This is a genomic window from Micromonospora inyonensis (assembly GCF_900091415.1).
GTDB lineage: Bacteria > Actinomycetota > Actinomycetes > Mycobacteriales > Micromonosporaceae > Micromonospora > Micromonospora inyonensis.
Map to the genome: position 1 here is coordinate 1,385,072 of NZ_FMHU01000002.1, position 18,153 is coordinate 1,403,224.

Sequence of the window (18,153 nt, forward strand, 5' to 3'; positions counted from 1 at the left end):
CAACGACGACTTGGGTGGTGACCAGATGACTACCAACGTTGTACCGACCGACACCACACCGGGGCGAGGCGCGACCAGGCCAGCCATCGCGATGTTCGCGTTGCTCCTCCTGGCCTACTCGGTCAACGCGATGGACCGCATGGTCTTCCCGATGCTGCTCCCCGAGGTCAGATCCGAGTATGGGTTCAGCCTGGACCAGTCCGGTCTTCAGGCCACGGTGTTCGCGCTCGGCATGGGGATCACAGGCATCCCCGCCGGGATCGCGCTCGCGAGATTCGGTCGCAAGCCCCTGATCGTCGTCGGCACCGTGGCCTTCTCGGTGGCGACGATCATGACGATCGCCAGCGCCGGCTTCGCCGACATGCTGGTCTGGCGGGTGCTCTCCGGCGTCGGGGAGGCGCTTCAGTTGGCCGCGATCATCACCGTGGCGGCCGGAGCGTTCCCGCGGCACCGCGGGCTGGCGATCGGCGCGGTGAACATGGCGTTCGCTACCGGCTCGGTCGTGGGCCCAACCGCGGCGGCCGCCCTGCTGGTGGAGCACGGCACCTGGCGTTCGCCGATGATCGTCTTCGGGGCGCTCGGCCTGGTCCTGGCCGTCGCCGTCATGATCTTCGTGCCGCGCCGGTTCACCGAGGCGGCCGGCGGTGCACCCACCCAGTCCCGGTACGTCGGTGGTGTGCGATCGCTGGTGAGCTGGAACCCGTTGCTTCTGGCCGTCATCACCGTGCTGTTCGGGCTGGCTGACTTCGCCTACATCGGCCTGTACCCGACCTACCTGCGCGAGAATCTCGGCTTCACCCCCGGTCAGGCAGGGCTCGCGGTGGGTCTGGCGGGTCTGGCCGCGTTCGCGTCGCCGCTGGGGGGCCTTCTCACCGACCGGCTCGATCCCCGCGCCTGCCTGGGTCTGGTGAGCCTGCTGACGGCCGCGGCCGCCTCCGCCCTGTTCCTCGGTCCCCCGACGCCGGGGTGGCACGCGGCGTTCTCCTTCCTGTTCGGCCTCTTCGCCAGCAGCGGTGTGTATGTCGTTCTCGCCAGTCTGCTGGTGAAGTCGGTGCATCCCGACATCGTGGGGCACGCCTCGGGGCTCTTTATCACCTGCATCTATGTCGCAGCGGGCATCGCGGGCTACGTGTTCAGCCGCATCGTGGGCGCCGTCGACTGGGTCGGCGCTGGGCTCGTGCAGATCGCCGGCTTCTCCCTGGCCGGGGCGCTGCTGGCCCTGTTGCTGCGTCCGTCCCTGTTCAGCACCGCCGTACCCACCGAATCGGAGATCCGATGACGCTGCTGTTCACCCAACCGACCGTGTCTGTGCCGATCGTCGGCTCTGCCGAGCGATTCCCGGTGCGACGTATCTACTGCGTGGGTCGCAACTACGTCGCCCACGTCCAGGAGATGCAGGAGGGCGACGAGCGCGATGACCCGTTCTTCTTCCAGAAGCCAACGGACGCGGTCGTCGCAGAGGGCGCGCGTGTGCCCTATCCACCGCGGACCGCCAGCTTCGAATTCGAGGGAGAACTCGTCGTCGCGGTCGGCGCGGAGGGGGTGGACGTCCCCGCCGAGCGCGCGCTCGACCTGGTCTTCGGATACGCCGCCGGGATCGACCTGACTCGGCGCGACAGACAGCGCGACTGCCGCGAGCGGCAGATCTCCTGGGAGGCGGGAAAGGCCTTCGACGCTTCCGCGCCGTGCGGATCGATCACCCCCCGCGAGCGCGCCGGTGACATGGCCGAGGCGACGCTGCAGCTGACGGTCAACCACCAGGTCCGTCAACGCACCCGGATTGCGCTGATGATCTGGGATGTCGCGGAGATCATTTCCCACCTGTCTGCCGATTACCGGCTCATGCCCGGAGACCTGATCTACACCGGGACGCCGGCAGGGGTGGGCGCGGTCGTGCCCGGAGACGAGATCCGGGTCGACATCGACGGTCTGGAGCCCCTGTCCGTCACCATCGTCAACCATGGAGAGGCGGAGCTGTGAAACCCACGGAGCGCATCGACTACGACCCCATCGAGGGCCGCCCGGCGCTGCACCTCGCAGCGGGAGCGCGCGTCGCCGTCTGGTTGATCGTCAACGTCGAGGAGTGGTCGCCGACCGAACCGATGCCGCGGACGGTTCTCACTCCGCCGGCGGGCGGCGTGCCGTCCCCGGACGTCCCGAACTGGGCCTGGCACGAGTACGGCAATCGCGTCGGGTTCTGGCGCGTGCTCCGCATCATCGACCGGCACGCGATACCCGCTGCGCTCGCCATCAACGGGTCGGCGATCGGCGCCTACCCGCAGATCACTGAGGCGGCGATCAAACGGCAATGGGAGTTCATCGGACACGGCTACACCCAGAAGAACATGCAGAAGGTGCCCGACGAACGGCTTGACATCCAGCGGACCCGCGACGCGATCACGGCGGCGACCGGACGCAGGCCGCGCGGATGGCTCGGCCCCGGCCTCACCGAGACCTGGGAGACCCCGGACCTGCTGGTCGAGGAGGGGTTCGAGTACGTGTGCGACTGGGTGCTGGACGACCAGCCGACCCAACTCAGCACCCGCGGGGACCGGATCGTCAGCGTGCCGTACACCCAGGAGTGCAACGACGTGGCGATGATGCTCATCCAGCACCACACCGCTGACGAGTACCGCCGCCGGGCCGTCGACCAGTTCGACCAGATCCTCGCCGATGCACGGGCGGACGACTCGGCGCGCGTCATGGCGCTGGTCGTGCACCCGTACATCATGGGAGCACCTCATCGCACGAAATACCTCGACCTTGCGCTTGACCACATCCGAGGTCACGAGGAGGCGGTGTTCTGCACAGGGGAGCAGATCCTGGATTGGTACACCGCTGACCGGTCGGCCGCGGGAGTGCCAAGGTAGCGCTGATCGGCCGGGGTGGGCCGGCCTTCGCATGGTCCGCCGCCGCCGGTCGCCGGCCGGCGGCGGCCGGCGGGGCCCAGGCTCAACAAGGCCAACTACACGCAGGTGCCGGGCCAGCATGCCGATCGGGAACTTCCCGGGCAACTTCGGCTCGTCGTCGACGGTGATCCTGAGCGACATGACGAACAACCTGTTCGAAGCGGTTCAGGTCTACAAGCTCCAGGGCCAGAACCGGTACCTCATGCTCGTCGAGGCGATCGGCGCGCAGGGTCGCTACTTCCGGTCGTTCACGGCCACCAACCTGAACGGTTCGTGGACGCCGCAGGCCGCGACCGAGAGCAGTCCCTTCGCCGGCAAGGCCAACAGTGGCGCCACCTGGACCAACGACATCAGCCACGGCGAGCTGATTCGCAGTAACGCCGACCAGACCATGACCGTCGATCCCTGCCACCTGCAGTTGCTCTACCAGGGGCGTTCCCCCAACTCCGGTGGTGACTACGGCCTCCTGGTGTCTTGCGAAACTGCGGGAGCTGGTGTCGGTCGTGTCTGCTATTCGCTCGCCGTTCGTGCTCCGGCTCGTATTCACCGCCGGCGTGACTGGCTGGCAATGTACATCAATGGGATTCCCAAAGCTGCTGGGTATTGAGTCGTGGGATTGCGGCGCGGTGGTATCTCATCAGGAGTGGCGAGACACGCGCTGGGGTGTCGGTGATCGGGGCGCTGCTCTTCGGTTGTCCACCGGGTGCTCGCCATGTGTTGTCGGTGGCCGATGACGTCACCTCCCGGGAGGTGTCACCGGGTCAGTAGCCTTCAACTTCCCGCACGGCGTCGGGGTGGGCGAAGAAGGCGCCACGATAGCGCGGTGGGTACGCCGGGTCGGGTGGATAGGCGCGGTTGATGCCGAGTGCCACCTCGTGGCCGCCGTGGAGGAGCAGCTGCTTCGCTCCCGGAACGTACTCGTTCTCGACCCGGTACCGCAGTTCGGTGAACTCGGCCTCCACCGCGTCGCGGAGCGTCACGAGGTCCAGGGTCTCCGGACCGCCGTTGACCCCTGCCTGTAGCGCTCTGGTCAGCGTGCTCGTGAACGGGTCGATCTCGCTGCCGAACAGCAGCCCCCTGCTGGCGCCCAGCAGGGACAGGGGCGCGCGGTGCCGGGGACGGGCCGGTGGGGGCGGCTGGATGAAGTGCGGTGCGGCGGTTACCGCATCACCGCAGTCCAGCAGGACGACGAGGCGCGTGGCCCCACTGTCCCGCATGACGTCGGCGACCCTCGCCAACACCGACCGCCGGCCGCCCGGATACCCGGCCCACTGCTCCCCGCCATCCGGGGCCTCCCCGTGTTCCTGGCCGGTCGCGGCGTAGGAGAACAACAGGACGTCCGTCGCCGCCGCAGCGGCCCGCCGCACGGCGTCGATCACCGCGTCGGGGGACTCCCCGCGCACGAGCTGTTCGATGTGCGTCCCGAGGAACGGCGTGCCGGTGTCCCGGGAGGCGAGGGTGCGCGCCAACGCCCCAATCGCCGCCACCGCCGACTCGTAGCCGTCGCCGAAGCCGCGGTCGGCGTCGGGCTCCGGGATGTCCCGGCCGACGAGCACGGCTCGGGACCCGGCCAGGGCGGGCAGGAGCGGAGATCGTCGCGGGTCGGAGTCGGCTGTCACCGCCTCAGTATGAGCACCGATCGGAAGCTGACCGAGCTGTCAGGGGGCTGGCAGCGCCACATAGGTGGTCTCCAGGTACTCCTCGATTCCCTCGAAGCCGCCCTCACGGCCGAATCCCGAGGCCTTCAGCCCACCGAACGGTGCGGCCGGGTTCGAGATCAGTCCGGTGTTGACGCCGACCATGCCGTACTCGAGCAGCTCCGCCAGCCGCACCGTCCGGGCGAGGTCACGGGTGAAGACATAGGCGGCGAGGCCGTACTCGGTGGTGTTGGCACGGCGGACCGCCTCCTCCTCGGTGGTGAAGACGCTGACCGGGGCGACGGGGCCGAAGATCTCCTGGCGGTTGATCTCCGACTCCTGCGCAACGTCGAGCAGCACAGTGGGGTGGTAGAAACAGCCCGGCCCCTCGGGAGCGGAGCCACCGACCACGAGGCGGGCCCCGTCCCGGACGGCGTCGGTGACGAGCCGGTGGACGGCGTCGACGGCGCGCTCGTCGATCAGCGGGCCGACGTCGACACCCGGGTCCTGACCACGACCGACGACCAGCCGGCCCATCCGGTCGGCCAGCTTCTCGGCGAACTCCCGGGCGACGTCCGTGTGGACCAGGAAGCGGTTCGCGGCCGTGCACGCCTCGCCCATGTTGCGCATCTTGGCGAGCATCGCGCCGTCGACGGCGGCGTCGACGTCGGCGTCGGCGAAGACGAGGAAGGGAGCGTTGCCGCCGAGCTCCATGCTCAGCCGCTGCAACTGGCCGGCCGACTGGCGGACGAGCTGCCGTCCCACCGGGGTCGATCCGGTGAAGGACACCTTGCGCAGTCGTGGGTCCGCCATCAGCGCCTCGCTCATCGCCGCGGCACGAGAGGTCGGCACGACGTTCAGGACGCCCGGTGGCAGCCCGGCCTCGTCGAAGATGGCCGCCAACGCCAGCATCGTGAGCGGCGTGAGCTCGGCCGGTTTGACCACCATCGTGCAGCCGGCGGCGATCGCCGGACCGATCTTGCGCGTCCCCATCGCCATCGGAAAGTTCCACGGCGTGATGAGGAGACACGGGCCGACCGGTTTGCGGACGGTGAGCAGGCGGCTGGCGCCATCGGGGGCGTGCATCCACCGGCCGTGGATGCGCACCGCCTCTTCGGAGAACCACCGGAGGAACTCGTTGCCGTAGGCGACCTCGCCTCTGGCCTCGGTGACCGTCTTGCCCATCTCCAGGCTCATCAGCTCGGCCAGCTCGTCCGTCCTGGCCCGGATCAGCTCGAACGCCCTGCGCAGGATCTCCCCACGGTCACGTGGGGCACTGGCCGCCCAGCCCGCCTGGGCGGCGACAGCGGCGTCGAGGGCGTCGACCGCGTCCCGGACCGAGCCGTCCGCGACCGAGGCGAGGACGGACCCGTCGGCCGGGTCGCGCACGGGGAAGGTGGCTCCCCCCTCCGCCTCGCGCCAACCACCGTCGATGAAGAGGCCACGCTGGTCGGGGCCGGGCAGAGCGCGTCCGGGCATGGGCGACTGAACTCCTCGGGGTGTGTCGGGCGGGCAGAGTCGCACCGGTTCCGGCGACTCGGTCGGTGGGACCTTCAGCGGCTGGCGGCCGTCGCGGCTCGCCGCAGAGCCACCTGGACCTTCGCGATGTACTGCTCGTCCGACCGGGTCATCGGGACGACCACGGCCAGGACGCCGAGAAGGAGGTCGCCCCGGAAGACCGGGGCGGCGACCGCCCACGACTCCTCGGTCGACTCGCGACCGCTGTAGCCCATGCCACGTTCTCGGATGGCGGCGCATTCGGCCCGGAGGTCGGCCAGGGTGCGCACGGCCCCGGACTCGGTCTTGAACTCGTCGGTGCCGGGCGGCAGGCCGAGGTAACCGTGCTCGGCGTTGCTGAAGGCGATGAGGGCCTTGCCGGCGGCACCCAGGTAGACCGGCCCGCGCTCACCGGGGTGACAGACCCTCCGCACGAGCCTGGCGGACTCCGCCGACTCGATGCAGACCCGGTCGTTCCCGGCGCGGACGAAGAACGCCACGGTCTCGTCGAGCTCGTCGCGGAGGCTCGCGGCGGCCTCTCCGGCGAGCTTGCGGATCCCCGACCACTGGTCGCCGGCGTACAGGAGCGCGGTCAGTTCGGGCCCGGGAACGAACTGGCCGTCCTCGTCCTGCTGGAGGAAGTCCGCCATCTTCAGGGTCGCCAGGAGCCGCGATGCGGTGCTCAGGCTGACCCCGGCCTCGCCGGCGAGCTCGGTGAGTGTCCGGCTTCCGCGAGCGGCCGCGGAGAGCAGGTTGAGCGCCCGGATGACCGACCTGACTCCACGTTGCTCCGTGGGCTCGCATTCCAGCTCGGTCACCGCGTCCTCCTTCATCGTTCGGCCGTCGAGCCGAAGACGTTCACATCACGTGTCCGCCAGATCATGCCGACCGTTTCGCCGGTGCGGTAGGGATGCTCGCCGTCATCGTGCTGCATCTGCACCCGCACCGGGCCGAGTGTCTCAGAGTGGACGGTGTACATCGTGTGCGAGCCGAGGTACAGACGGTGCGTGACCTTCCCGGTGCAGTGGCTGAACCCGGCCGGTGGGGCAGCGGTGACGTCCGTCAGCGCGATCCGCTCCGGACGTACCGCGGCCACGGACGCGTCGGCGGGCATGATCCGGCCGTCGTCGAGTGCCAGCAGTCCGCCGTTCTCGACGCTCAGCCGTCCCGGGGCCTCGGGACGGACGGCGAGCATGTTGTTGGTGCCGAGGAAGTCCGCGACGAAGGCGGACCGGGGCTGCTCGTACAGCTCCCGTGGCGTTCCCATCTGCTCGATCCGGCCGTGGTTCATCAGGGCGACGCGATCGGACATCGACATCGCCTCCTCCTGGTCGTGGGTGACGTAGACCATCGTCACCTTCAACGCCTGCTGGAGCTGCCGCAGCTCGACCTGGAGACGCTGCCGCAGCTTGCGGTCGAGGGCGCCCAGCGGCTCGTCCATGAGCAGGAACGCCGGATCGAACACGATGGCCCGCGCCACCGCGATCCGTTGTTTCTGGCCACCGGAGAGCTGGTCGGGCAGCCGGTCCGCCGCAGCGGTCATGTCGACGAGCGTGAGCGCCCGGTCCACCCGCTCGGCGATGACCGCGCGCGACTCCTTGCGCATGTCCAGCGGGAACGCGAGGTTGTCGCGGACCGACATGTGCGGGAAGAGCGCGTAGTCCTGGAAGACGACACCGATGTTGCGCTTGTCGCTCGGCACGTGCGCGATGTCGACGCCGTCGACCCGGATGGCTCCCGAGGTCGGCTCGGTGAAGCCGGCGAGCATCATCAGGGTCGTGGTCTTCCCCGAACCCGACGGGCCGAGCACGGTGAAGAACTCACCAGGCTCGATCGTGAGGGTGAGGTCGTCGACGGCGACGTGGTCGCCGTACTCCTTGCGGACGGTGTCGAAGTGGATCGCGCCCTGGCTGCGGGTCATGGGTTGCTCCTCCAGATCTGGGTGAGGCGGCGGAACAGCACATAGCCGAGCCAGACGACAGCGGCGCATGCCATGACGAAGACGGAGATCACCGCCACGGTCGGGTTGGTCTCCAGGGAGAGCGCTTCGAAGATCCGCTTGGGGAGGGTCTTGACGTGCACGCCGGAGAGGAAGATCGCGACCGTCGACTCGTCGAACGAGGTCAGGAACGCGAAGAGGCTGGCGGTCGCGATGGACGGGGCGATCAGCGGGAGCACGATCCGGCGTAGCTGGACCGCCCGGCTCGCACCCAGGCTGGAGGCGGCCCTCTCGTAGACCGGACTGAGCGAGCGGAGCCCCGCGCTGACCACGCTGAACACGAACGGCAGAGCCAGCGTCACGTGGGCCAGGACGATCCCCAGCTCGGTGTCGACGAGCCCGAGCCGCTCGAACTCCACGTAGAAGCCGGCAGCGGCGACCACCGTCGGGAACAGCAGCGGGAGCATCATCAGCGTCGAGGTCAGCGCTCCCCACCGGTGGGCGGTTCCCCGAACGACGCCCATCGCGGCGAGCGTCCCGAGCACTCCGGCGATGATGGTCACGAAGAACGCGATCCGGAGGCTCACCGCGAGCGGATCGAGCCAGCTCGCGGTGAAGAACTCCGCGTACCACTGGGTCGAGTAGCCGACCGGCGGGAACACCAGCGCCTTGGTGGAGGCGAACGAGATCGGGACGACGATGAACTGCGGCGCCAGCACCAGGGCGCCGAGGGTGGCGGCCAGGATCTTCGGCAGCCTGCGGCTGCGGGTGACCCCGAGGCGGTCGAGTGCGCCGGCGGCGCGGCCCGCGAGCTTGAGGCCGCGTCCGCCCCGGCGCCCGGTGCGGGGGGAGCGGGTGGCCACGGTGCCGGATCGCCCCGCGAGTTCGGTCGTCGACATGCCGGTCAGCCGTTGGAAGCCCAGGACGATGGCCAGGACCAGGGCGCCGAGCACGAGAGCGGCGGCCGAGGCGAGGCCGTAGTCGCCGCTCTGCTTGATCGCACTGTGGATCAGCGTGCCGAGCATGCTGCCCTGGGAGCCGCCGAGGAGCGCGGGGATCACGAAGGCGCCGATGCCGTAGACGAAGCAGAGGACCGATCCCGCCTGGATGCCGGGCTTGGTCAACGGCAGGTAGACCCGGACGAACGCCTGGGCCGGCCCGGCGCCCAGGCTGGTCGCGGCGCGTGTCCGCGAGTCGCCGAGCGAGCGCATCGTGGCGGCCAGGGGCAGGATCATCAGGGGAAGCAGGTAGTGGGAGAGGCTGACGACGACCGCGATCGGGGTGAAGACCATCGCGACCGGCTCCAGCCCGACCTGCGCCAGCAGTTTGTTGACCGGGCCCTGGCGGCCGAGGATCACCAGCCAGGAGAACGACCGCAGCAGGATCGAGGTCAGGTACGGCGCCATGATCGCCACCGTCAGGAAGGTGCGCAGCCACTTGCCGCCGTGCACCATCTGGTACGCGATCGGGTAGCCGAAGACCAGCGCCAGCAACGTCGAGGCCGCGGAGATCAGGATCGTCCGTACGATGCTGTCGCGGTAGCCGGAGTGCCCGAGGAGCCGGGTGAAGTTCTCCAGGCCGAAGGTCGGCTCCGTCACGCTGCGCAGGCAGAGGATCGCGACCGGAAGCACGAAGACCAGGGCCACGACCACGGCTGCCGGAACCGCGCTCACATCCCAGCCGCGCCGCCGGTGGCGCCGGCCCCCCGTGGTGCGGGAGGCCGGCCCAGCACGATCCGCGTCTGGCAGTGTCGGAGTGTTGGTCACCTGTTCTGCCAGTCCTGCCAGCGCTTGAGTACGTCCGCGCCGTTCTTCGCCCACCAGTCCACGTCGATGCGGAAGGTCTCGTCGCTGGCGGTCTCCTCGGTGCCGGGAAGGTCGGCCCGTGCCTTGGCGTCGAGGCCGTCGAGCACCGACTTCAGCGACGGCGTGTAACCGAGCTTGTCCATGATCGCCTTCTGGACCTCGGGCTTCAACGAGTACTTGATCGCCTCGAAGGCGTCCGGCTGGTCCGGCGCTCCCTTGGGAATGACGAGCTGCTGAACGGAGAGGACAGCGCCGTCCCAGGTGTAGTCCAGCGGCACCGCGCCGCTGGCGGCGATGCTCTTGATCCGCGCGAGGTTCCCGTAGCCCAGCGCGATCTCGCCCTGTGAGATGGCGTTCTGCAGGTCGCCGTTGGACGGGAAGAAGACGGTGTTGCCGCGGATGGTGTCGAGCTTGCGGAAGGCGCGGTCCAGGTCGAGCGGGTAGAGCTGGTCGACCGGGACGCCGTCGGCGATCAGGGCGCCCTCCAGGATCCCCCAGGGCAGCCCCACCATGCCGCGCTTGCCCGGGATGCCCTTCGTGTCGAACAGGTCGGCCCAGGAGTCGACGCCACCGGGCACCTCGTCCTTGTTCCAGAACAGGTTGCGCGAGAACGTGTACCACGGCACCGAGTACCCGGTGACCGCGCTCGGGTCGGCGAAGCCCTCCAGGCCCTTGGTGTCGATCGGCTGGAGGATGTCGGCGGCCATGAACTGGGCGAGCGAGGAGTCCTCGGCGTCGATCAGGTCGAGGTTCATCGAGCCGGACTTGGACATCTGCACCAGCTTGGCGACGTCGGAGCCGCTGCTGTCGTAGAGGACCTTGACGCCGGTGTCCTTCGAGTACGGGTCGAAGAGCGCGGCCTTGACGGCCTCCTCGTAGGTACCGCCGAAGCCGGCGTACGTGATCGACCCCTTCTCGCCGGCGTCGTCGCCACCGGAGCAGGCCGTTAGGCTGCCCAGGGCCACGACGACCGCGGCCAGCAGGGCACCGGCGCGACGTCGACCCCCGGTGACGTCGAGATAAGTTCGCATAGCGGTTCCTTCTTGTTGGAGCGGCCGGTTGACTGGGTGAACCACCTCGGGTTGGGCTTCCGCAGAATGGAAGTGTGACTTCCATTGCAGATGCTGGTGGGCCGGGCGGTGGGCTGTCAAGAGCTGTAGCTGGGCTTTTCTGTGACGACGCTGGCGAGGGACCCCGAACGCTCGTACTCGTCCAGGGCGGCGGCGTACGGCGTCACGTCGATACCGTGTTCCGCGCGCCAGGACGGGTCGTAGTACGTCGAGGCGTACCGCTCGCCGCCGTCGCAGATCAGGCTCACCACGCTGCCCCGCTCGCCGTCGCGTTGCAGTTCGGCGACGAGCTGGAGGGTCGCCCACATGCTGGTCCCGGTCGAGGGTCCGACCCGGCGGCCCAGGCGGCGCGAGGCCCAGAGCATCGCCGCGACCGACGCCGCGTCCGGCACCCGGACCATCTCGTCGATCACCTCTGGCACGAAGGACGGCTCGACCCGGGGGCGGCCGATCCCCTCGATCCGGGAGCCGCTGGCCGACCGCAGTCCGCGGTCGCCGAGGCGCCAGGCGTCGAGGAAGACCGAGTTCTCGGGATCCGGTACCAGCAGTCGCGTGGGGTGCCGCCGGTAGCGCAGGTAGCGCCCGATGGTCGCCGCCGTTCCGCCGGTCCCGGCGCTGGCGACGATCCAGGTCGGCACCGGTCGCGCCTCGCCGGACATCTGCGCGAAGATAGACTCGGCGATGTTGTTGTTGCCGCGCCAGTCGGTGGCCCGCTCGGCGTAGGTGAACTGGTCGAGATAGTGGCCGTCGAGCTCGGCGGCGAGCCGCCGGGCCTCGTCGTACACCTGCCCCGGGTGATTGACCATCTGGCAGCGACCGCCGTGCCACTCGATGAGTTCGAGCTTGGCGGGACTGGTCGTGGCCGGGACGACGGCGATGAACGGCAGGTTCAGCAGGCGGGCGAAGTAGGCCTCGGAGACCGCGGTCGAGCCGCTGGAGGCCTCGACCACCGTCGTGGTCGGGCCGATCCAGCCGTTGCACAGCGCGTACAAAAAGAGTGAGCGGGCGAGCCGGTGCTTGAGGCTCCCGGTGGGGTGTGAGGACTCGTCCTTCAGGTAGACGTCGACGTCGTGCCGACCGGGCAGGTCGAACGTCAGCAGGTGGGTGTCGGAGCTGCGGTTGGCGTCGGCCTCGACGCGGCGGACCGCCTCGTCGACCCAGGTCCGGTCGACACGGGTCTGCTCACGCATCGTCATTCGAGATCTCCTTCGGGGTCGTCTGCCGACCGTCCGCGCGGATGCCGCAGTGGCGCTTGACCGGGTTCCGATTCGAGGGCATCCTATGGTACGGAAGTCAGACTTCCACTGTACGGAATATCTGAAGGAGTCCAGTGATCAACCAACCCGTGAATCCGGCCGATGCCCGAGCGATCGAGGAAGTCCTCAACCGGGTCGCCTACCTCCTCGACACCCGGGAGTACGGCCGGCTCGGGGAGGTGTTCGCGCCCGAGATCTCCTTCGACAACCCGGGTCGTCTCACCGCCAGCGGGCTCGATGCCGTGATCGCGGCGTTCAAGGCGATCGCGACGCCCGCGGTCAGTCACCACATCACGAACGTGGTGGTGAACGGCGTCGGCGACGACACCGCCGAATGCGACAGCAAGGCGCTCGCCCTGCGGGCGGGAGGGGAGGTCACCGCCGCGATCTACCGCGACACGGTGACCCGCACCGACGCGGGCTGGCGCATCTCGGCTCGACGTATCAGCCCGCTCGGCTGACCCGCCAACGGCGACCGAACGGGAGGAAGCGGATGGAGCAGGCGTACGACGTGATCGTCGTCGGGACCGGGCACAGCGGCCTGGTCGCCACCGGATACCTGGCGCGGGCCGGGCTGAGGGTGCTCGCCCTGGAGCGCCGGGACGTCGTGGGGGGCACCTGCGTCACGGAGGAGATCTTCCCGGGGTACCGGGGGAGCAGCGTGGCCAACGCGAGTCACAGCCTCGACCCGCGTATCGCCCGGGAACTCGAACTGGAGAAGCACGGGCTCCGCTTCGCCCATCCGTCGCTCGGATCCCTCACCCTCTTCGAGGACGGCCGGGCCCTGCCGGCGTGGCCGGACCGGGCCAAGCGCCGGGCGGCCATGGCGCAGTTCGCGCACGGGGACGCGGACCTCGCCGGTTACGCCTCGGTCATCGAGCTGTACGCCTCGGTGGCCCGGCAGATGAAGGTCTCCTTCTACGACCCGCCGCCGTCGTTCGCCGAGGTCGCCGCGCGCTTCACCACCCCGCGCCAGCGCCGCGACTTCGAGTCGATCATGTTCGGCCCGGTCGCGGACATCCTCGAGGAGCGGCTCTCGTCGCCGCAACTACAGGCGTTCTTCGCCGGCACCGCGGTCGCCACCAACTTCGTCGGCCCGAGGACGCCCGGCAGCGGCTACCTGCTGCTCCAGCGACCGCTCTGGGAGGAGTCGCTCCGCAGCGTCGGCAGCCACGACGACAACGAGTTGATGATGCGCAACGCCGCGCCGCTGGGCGGCATCGGCGCCGTGACCGGCGCGATGGCGGAGTCCGCCCGCGCCCACGGCGCGACGATCCTCACCGGCATGCAGGTCGAGCGCATCCTCTGCCAGGACCAGCGGGTCGTCGGCGTCGCCCTGCGCGACGGGCGTGAGTTCCGCGCCCCCCGGGTCGTCTCCAACGCGAACCCGAAGCTGACCCTGACCCAACTGGTCGGACCCGAGGACATCGGAGCGGACCTGTACGACCTGGCCACGTCGGTCAGCATGAAGGGCACCTCCGCCAAGGTCCACCTCGCGCTCGACGGGACCCCACGGTTCGCCGCCGCGCGCAACGAGGAGGAGAACCGTCTCTTCCTCGGCACCAACTTCCGGATCGCGGCCAGCATCGACGTGCTCCAGAACGCCTACAACGAGGCGGTGCTCGGGCGCTGGAGCAAGCGGCCGACCGTCACCGCGATGATCGACTCGGCGCACGACCCCTCGCTGACCCCGCCGGGATGCCACTTCGTGAGCATCAGCGTCCGCGGGGTCCCGTACCACCTGGCCGAGGGCACCTGGGACGAGCAGCGCGACGACCTGGGCAAGGCCGTGGTCGACACGTTGGAGCAGCACATCCCGAACCTGTCCGCGATCCTGGCCGGCGTCCACGTCTACTCGCCCCTGGACCTCGAACGCGAGTTCGCCCTCGTCGAGGGCAACGGCGCACACGGCGACATCGTGCCCGGACACATCTTCGACTCCCGCCCGATCCCGGGCTGCGCCGACTACCGGACCCCGGTCGAGGGGCTCTACCTGACCGGCGTCGGTAACTGGCCGGGCAACTTCATGAGCGGCGTCACCGGCTACAACGCGAGCAACCGCCTGCTGGCCGACCTCCGCCGTACCACCGACTGACCCGACCCCAGCAACCGGAGGAGCACGATGATCATCGGACGAGGCATTCCCGCGGACCGGGTGTCGGCCATGCGGTCGGCGACCACGACCGGACAGGTCTGGTCGGACATCGTCCTGGCCGAGGGTGGGACGCGCGCCCTCAACATGTTCTTCGCGCCCGGCTCCCGCACGCACTGGCACCGGCACCCGGGCGGCCAGATGCTCTACACCGTCTCCGGTGAGGGCTGGATCCAGGAGCGCGGCGGCGAGGTGGTGGTGATGCGTCCGGGCGACGTCGTCTGGACCGAGCCCGGGGTCGAGCACTGGCACGGCGCCACCGCGTCCGCCCAGCTGGTCCAGCTGGTGCTCCACTTCGGCGACGTCGAGTGGACCGGCGAGGTCGACGAGGCCGAGTACGCCGCCTGCTGCGGCGCCGGGGACGCGCGATGAGCAGCCGCCCGGCCGACCTGGTCGCCCGGCTCGTGGGCGACCGTCCGGGCTCGTGGATCGACGGCGCCTGGGTGATTTCCCCGGACACGTTCGACGTCCACGACCCGGCCACCGGGGCCACGATCTGCGCGGTCGCCGACGCCGACGCCGACCAGGCCAGTGCAGCGGTCGCGGCGGCGTCGGCCGCCCTCGACGGGTGGTCGTCGGCGACCGGCTGGCAGCGTTTCGAGGTGCTCAGCCGGGCGACCGACCTGCTCGGGGAACGGGTCGAGGCGATCGCCGAGCTGATCAGCGCGGAGACCGGCAAGCCGTTGCAGGAGGGGATCGGCGAGGCCCGCAACACGGTCCGCTTCTTCGAGTGGTTCAGCCACGAGACGCTGCGTCTGCCCGGCGAAGCCTGGTCCGACGTCGCGCCCGGCCGCGACGCCCTCGTGCTGCACGAGCCGATCGGGGTGGTCCTGGCGATCACGCCGTGGAACTTCCCGGCCTTCATGGTGGCCTGCAAGGTCGGCGCCGCCCTCGCGGCCGGTTGTACGGTCGTGCTCAAACCGGCCCCGCAGACGCCGCTCACCGCGCTGGCCATCGCCCGTTGTTTCGAGGAGGCGGGTCTCCCCGCCGGTGTGCTGAACGTCGTCGTGGCCGGTGATCCGCAGCGGGTCAGCGACGCCCTGCTGGACGCCCCCGAGGTCGCGTGTGTCAGCCTCACCGGGTCGCGCCGGGTGGGCGAACTCGTCATGCGCAAGGCCGCGTCGTCGATCAAGCGGGTCCTGCTGGAGCTGGGCGGCAACGCCGCCGCGGTGGTGCTGCCCGACGCGGACGTCGTGCGGACCGCGCGTGACCTGGTCCGGGCCCGGTTCCTCAACTCCGGGCAGGCGTGCATGGCCGCCAACCGGGTGTACGTCGTCGAGTCGGCGGCCGGCGACCTGGTCGCCGAACTCACCGCGGCGGTCGACCAGATCGTCCTCGGCGACCCGCGCGACCCGGCGACCACGATGGGCCCGCTCATCGACCACGCGGCGGTGGGACGGATCGAGGCGCAGGTGGCCGAGGCCGTGGCGGGCGGCGCGACGCTCGTCACGGGCGGTGCCCGGACCGCCGAGAACGAGGCGAGCGCGTTCCTGGCGCCGACGCTGCTGACCGCCGAGGGGAAGAGCCAGCCCGCCGTACTCGGCGAGGAGTTCTTCGGTCCGGTGCTCAGCGTCATCCGCTGCGCCGACGTCGACGAAGCCGTCCGGTTGGCCAACGCCACCGAGTACGGCCTCGCGGCGTACGTGTTCGGCGGTGACCAGGCCGCCGCGACCGCGGTGGCCCGGAAGCTCAAGGCGGGCTCGGTCGGCGTCAACGCTCCGCTGGTCAGCGAGCCGGCTCTGCCGTTCGGCGGTATGCGCAGCAGTGGCCTCGGACGGGAGCGCGGGCGGCTCGGCGTCGAGGAGTACCTGGAGACCAAGACCGTGCAAATGCCCGCCGTCCGCTGACGCAGCCCCCTGATCCGCCACCGTCGCCCCACCACGACGGAGGCTCGACAACCATGCCCGGAAAGAGGTAGAGCAGTGCCAACAGAGACAGTGTGCTTCGTCGGCGGTCGGGTCCGCACGATGGACCAGGCGGGAACCGTCGCGGAGGCCTTCCGCGCCGAGGACGGCCGGATCGCGGCGGTCGGGAGGACAGAGGAGATTCTCGCGGGGGCCGCAGGGGCGCGGGTCGTCGACCTGGCCGGTGCGGTGGTGATCCCCGGACTGGTGGACTGCCACTCCCACCTGGAGCTGCTCGCCTATGCCTGGGAGCTGGCCGCCGACTGCCGCTCGTCCCGGGTGTCGAGCGTCGAGGAGATCGTCTCCGTGCTCGCGGAGCGCGCCGGCTCCACGCCCGCCGGCGAGTGGATCCTCGGTCAGGGGCAGCACTACCAGAATCTCAAGCTCGCCGAGGGGCGCTATCCCGACCGCCACGACCTGGACCGGGTCAGCACCACCCACCCGGTGATGTACCGGGCGAGCTACCACATCAACGTCTTCAACTCCCTGGCCCTGGAGCTGCTGGGTGTCGACGACGACACCCCGAACGCGCCCGGCGGCCGGATCGAGCGTGACCCGGACACCGGCGTCGCCACCGGCCGCACCTACGACATGTTCGAGCCGCTCGGCGGCCCGCAACCGACGGTCGAGGAACTCGCGGCGGCGATCCGGCGGGTGCAGGAACGGTATCTCGCCGTCGGCGTCACCACCGTCGGCGACATCCCCCTGCACCGCGAGGGGCTGGAAGCGATCGCCGCGCTCGCTGCCGACGGTGAGCTGGTGCTGCGCGCCGCGCTGTACCCGAAGCTGGAGGCGGTGCTGTCGGCCGAGGACGTACGCACCGGCCGTACCAGGGACCGCATCGACGCCCTCGACCCGGACCACCTCGCGATGGTCGGTTTCAAGGTCTTCCTCGACGGCGGGCTCACCGCGGGGGCGGCCGCCCTGCACGGGGACTACCCCGGCCAGCCCGGCTACCGCGGTGAGCTGGCGTTCCCCGACAAGGAGGTCGCCGCGCTGATCGCCACCGCCGACGAGGCGGGCCTCCAGATCGCCATGCACGCGATCGGCGACCGTGCCCTGGACCAGGCTCTCGACGGCGCGTTGGCACTGCCGCCCGAGCGCCACGGCGTCGCCCGGCACCGGATCGAGCACGCGGGAAACATGTTCATGACCGACGAACGGATCAAGCGGCTGGCCGCCTCCGGGGTCGTCCCCGTTCCGCAGCCGGCCTTCATCATGACGACCGCGGCCGGATACGTCGCGCACCTGGGCACCGACCGGATCGGGACGGTGATGCCGTTCCGGACGCTGATCGACCACGGCCTGCCGATCCCGGGCAACTCCGATGCGATCGGCATCACCGCCGACCAGCACGACCCCTTCCCGGCTATGCAGGCCGCCGTCACCCGGCGCACCAACGACGGTGACGTGCTGGCCGCCCAGGAGGCGGTCACGATCGAGGAGGCGCTGCGGATGTACACCGAGTGGTCGGCGTTCTCGATCGGCTGGGAGGACCGGATCGGTTCGATCGAGGTGGGTAAGTTCGCCGATTTCGTCCTCCTGTCCGCGGACCCGTTGGAGACCGAGCCGACGGATCTGGCCGCCCTGACCGTCACGCAGACCTGGATCGGCGCGACGCTGGTCTTCGAGCGGAGCTGAACGCGGCGGCCAACTGCTCCACCAGGGCGAGCCCGGCCAAGACGTGACGCCGGGGAGGGCCGGGAGTGGGTTCGGCGTGTGGAACGCGGCGGGGCAGGGGCGTGTGGAACGCGGCGGGGCAGGGGCGTGTGGAACGCGGCGGGGCAGGGGTTCGCGCGGACGCAGGAGGGCCTCGCCGAGGAGGGTGTCGTGCGGGTGGCGCTGCCCATGGACGGAAGGACCTTCTGCGCCGGGATGCGGTTTCTCGGCCGGGAGCACCTCGGCGAGCGGATCGGCGGCCTTTCCCCGGCGAAGCAGCGCGAGCTCGACGTCGCGATGGAGCTGTCCGGCGCCGGGTGACCGC

At 70.1% G+C, this 18,153-nt stretch carries 16 protein-coding genes and 1 pseudogene; 10 read left to right on the forward strand and 7 right to left on the reverse strand.

Going from position 1 to position 18,153, the window contains the following annotated elements; all coding sequences use genetic code 11:
* Window positions 1-10 precede the first annotated feature (10 nt).
* From GA0074694_RS20815 to GA0074694_RS20830, 4 genes and pseudogenes are all read left to right on the forward strand, one after another.
* Window positions 11-1,279, forward strand: a complete 1,269-nt coding sequence (locus GA0074694_RS20815; RefSeq protein WP_141714221.1) for an MFS transporter — start codon at window positions 11-13, stop codon at window positions 1,277-1,279.
* Window positions 1,276-1,980 carry a fumarylacetoacetate hydrolase family protein gene (locus GA0074694_RS20820; RefSeq protein WP_091460970.1) on the forward strand — a complete coding sequence of 235 codons (705 nt, stop codon included), beginning with the start codon at window positions 1,276-1,278 and terminating at the stop codon, window positions 1,978-1,980. Before GA0074694_RS20815 ends, GA0074694_RS20820 begins: the two co-directional genes overlap by 4 nt.
* The gene (locus GA0074694_RS20825; protein ID WP_091460973.1) at window positions 1,977-2,870 is read left to right on the forward strand and encodes a polysaccharide deacetylase family protein; all 894 of its coding nucleotides are present in this window, start codon (window positions 1,977-1,979) and stop codon (window positions 2,868-2,870) included. Before GA0074694_RS20820 ends, GA0074694_RS20825 begins: the two co-directional genes overlap by 4 nt.
* Window positions 2,871-2,979: 109 nt before the next feature.
* Window positions 2,980-3,378: pseudogene (locus GA0074694_RS20830) on the forward strand (non-reducing end alpha-L-arabinofuranosidase family hydrolase); the annotation flags it as partial.
* A 292-nt stretch (window positions 3,379-3,670) separates the two neighbouring features.
* On the opposite strand, the gene GA0074694_RS20835 reads toward GA0074694_RS20830, so the two are convergent.
* From GA0074694_RS20835 to GA0074694_RS20865, 7 genes are all read right to left on the reverse strand, one after another.
* Window positions 3,671-4,528 carry a hypothetical protein gene (locus GA0074694_RS20835; RefSeq protein WP_141714222.1) on the reverse strand — a complete coding sequence of 286 codons (858 nt, stop codon included), beginning with the start codon at window positions 4,526-4,528 and terminating at the stop codon, window positions 3,671-3,673.
* 39 nt (window positions 4,529-4,567) lie between these two features.
* Window positions 4,568-6,025, reverse strand: coding sequence for an NAD-dependent succinate-semialdehyde dehydrogenase (locus GA0074694_RS20840; protein ID WP_091460978.1), 1,458 nt, complete (start codon window positions 6,023-6,025; stop codon window positions 4,568-4,570).
* A 74-nt stretch (window positions 6,026-6,099) separates the two neighbouring features.
* Entirely contained in the window at window positions 6,100-6,861 is a 762-nt protein-coding gene (locus GA0074694_RS20845; RefSeq protein ID WP_176738047.1) for an IclR family transcriptional regulator, read from the reverse strand.
* Window positions 6,862-6,872: 11 nt separating this feature from the next.
* Entirely contained in the window at window positions 6,873-7,964 is a 1,092-nt protein-coding gene (locus tag GA0074694_RS20850) for an ABC transporter ATP-binding protein (RefSeq protein WP_091460983.1), read from the reverse strand.
* A complete protein-coding gene (locus GA0074694_RS20855; protein WP_141714223.1) occupies window positions 7,961-9,655 on the reverse strand; it encodes an ABC transporter permease subunit in 1,695 nt (564 codons plus the stop codon). The genes GA0074694_RS20850 and GA0074694_RS20855 overlap by 4 nt, the downstream gene beginning before the upstream one ends.
* Before the next feature lie 89 nt (window positions 9,656-9,744).
* Window positions 9,745-10,818, reverse strand: a complete 1,074-nt coding sequence (locus tag GA0074694_RS20860; protein WP_091460986.1) for an ABC transporter substrate-binding protein — start codon at window positions 10,816-10,818, stop codon at window positions 9,745-9,747.
* Window positions 10,819-10,934: 116 nt separating this feature from the next.
* The gene (locus GA0074694_RS20865; RefSeq protein ID WP_425413627.1) at window positions 10,935-12,053 is read right to left on the reverse strand and encodes a PLP-dependent cysteine synthase family protein; all 1,119 of its coding nucleotides are present in this window, start codon (window positions 12,051-12,053) and stop codon (window positions 10,935-10,937) included.
* A 134-nt stretch (window positions 12,054-12,187) separates the two neighbouring features.
* Between GA0074694_RS20865 and GA0074694_RS20870 the strand changes: the two genes are divergently transcribed.
* From GA0074694_RS20870 to GA0074694_RS20895, 6 genes are all read left to right on the forward strand, one after another.
* Window positions 12,188-12,574, forward strand: coding sequence for a nuclear transport factor 2 family protein (locus GA0074694_RS20870; protein WP_091460989.1), 387 nt, complete (start codon window positions 12,188-12,190; stop codon window positions 12,572-12,574).
* 32 nt (window positions 12,575-12,606) lie between these two features.
* Window positions 12,607-14,208: a phytoene desaturase family protein gene (locus tag GA0074694_RS20875; protein WP_091460991.1), complete on the forward strand. Its 1,602-nt coding sequence runs from the start codon at window positions 12,607-12,609 to the stop codon at window positions 14,206-14,208.
* A 27-nt stretch (window positions 14,209-14,235) separates the two neighbouring features.
* Window positions 14,236-14,637 (forward strand): cupin domain-containing protein, encoded by a 402-nt coding sequence (locus GA0074694_RS20880; protein WP_088983501.1) that lies wholly within the window; start codon window positions 14,236-14,238, stop codon window positions 14,635-14,637.
* On the forward strand, window positions 14,634-16,112 hold the full coding sequence (locus GA0074694_RS20885) for an aldehyde dehydrogenase family protein (RefSeq protein WP_091460993.1): 1,479 nt from the start codon (window positions 14,634-14,636) through the stop codon (window positions 16,110-16,112). The genes GA0074694_RS20880 and GA0074694_RS20885 overlap by 4 nt, the downstream gene beginning before the upstream one ends.
* A gap of 120 nt (window positions 16,113-16,232) precedes the next feature.
* Entirely contained in the window at window positions 16,233-17,810 is a 1,578-nt protein-coding gene (locus GA0074694_RS20890) for an amidohydrolase (RefSeq protein ID WP_141714224.1), read from the forward strand.
* Between the two features lie 126 nt (window positions 17,811-17,936).
* Entirely contained in the window at window positions 17,937-18,149 is a 213-nt protein-coding gene (locus GA0074694_RS20895) for a hypothetical protein (protein WP_091460999.1), read from the forward strand.
* Window positions 18,150-18,153 lie beyond the last annotated feature (4 nt).

Excerpts from the sequence above, each read along its gene's own strand:
- GA0074694_RS20820 (WP_091460970.1), top strand. The coding sequence starts at position 1,276 with ATGACGCTGCTGTTCACCCAACCGACCGTGTCTGTGCCGATCGTCGGC.
- GA0074694_RS20840 (WP_091460978.1), bottom strand. The coding sequence starts at position 6,025 with ATGCCCGGACGCGCTCTGCCCGGCCCCGACCAGCGTGGCCTCTTCATC.
- GA0074694_RS20850 (WP_091460983.1), bottom strand. The coding sequence starts at position 7,964 with ATGACCCGCAGCCAGGGCGCGATCCACTTCGACACCGTCCGCAAGGAG.
- GA0074694_RS20860 (WP_091460986.1), bottom strand. The coding sequence starts at position 10,818 with ATGCGAACTTATCTCGACGTCACCGGGGGTCGACGTCGCGCCGGTGCC.
- GA0074694_RS20865 (WP_425413627.1), bottom strand. The coding sequence starts at position 12,053 with ATGACGATGCGTGAGCAGACCCGTGTCGACCGGACCTGGGTCGACGAG.
- GA0074694_RS20875 (WP_091460991.1), top strand. The coding sequence starts at position 12,607 with ATGGAGCAGGCGTACGACGTGATCGTCGTCGGGACCGGGCACAGCGGC.
- GA0074694_RS20880 (WP_088983501.1), top strand. The coding sequence starts at position 14,236 with ATGATCATCGGACGAGGCATTCCCGCGGACCGGGTGTCGGCCATGCGG.
- GA0074694_RS20885 (WP_091460993.1), top strand. The coding sequence starts at position 14,634 with ATGAGCAGCCGCCCGGCCGACCTGGTCGCCCGGCTCGTGGGCGACCGT.
- GA0074694_RS20890 (WP_141714224.1), top strand. The coding sequence starts at position 16,233 with ATGGACCAGGCGGGAACCGTCGCGGAGGCCTTCCGCGCCGAGGACGGC.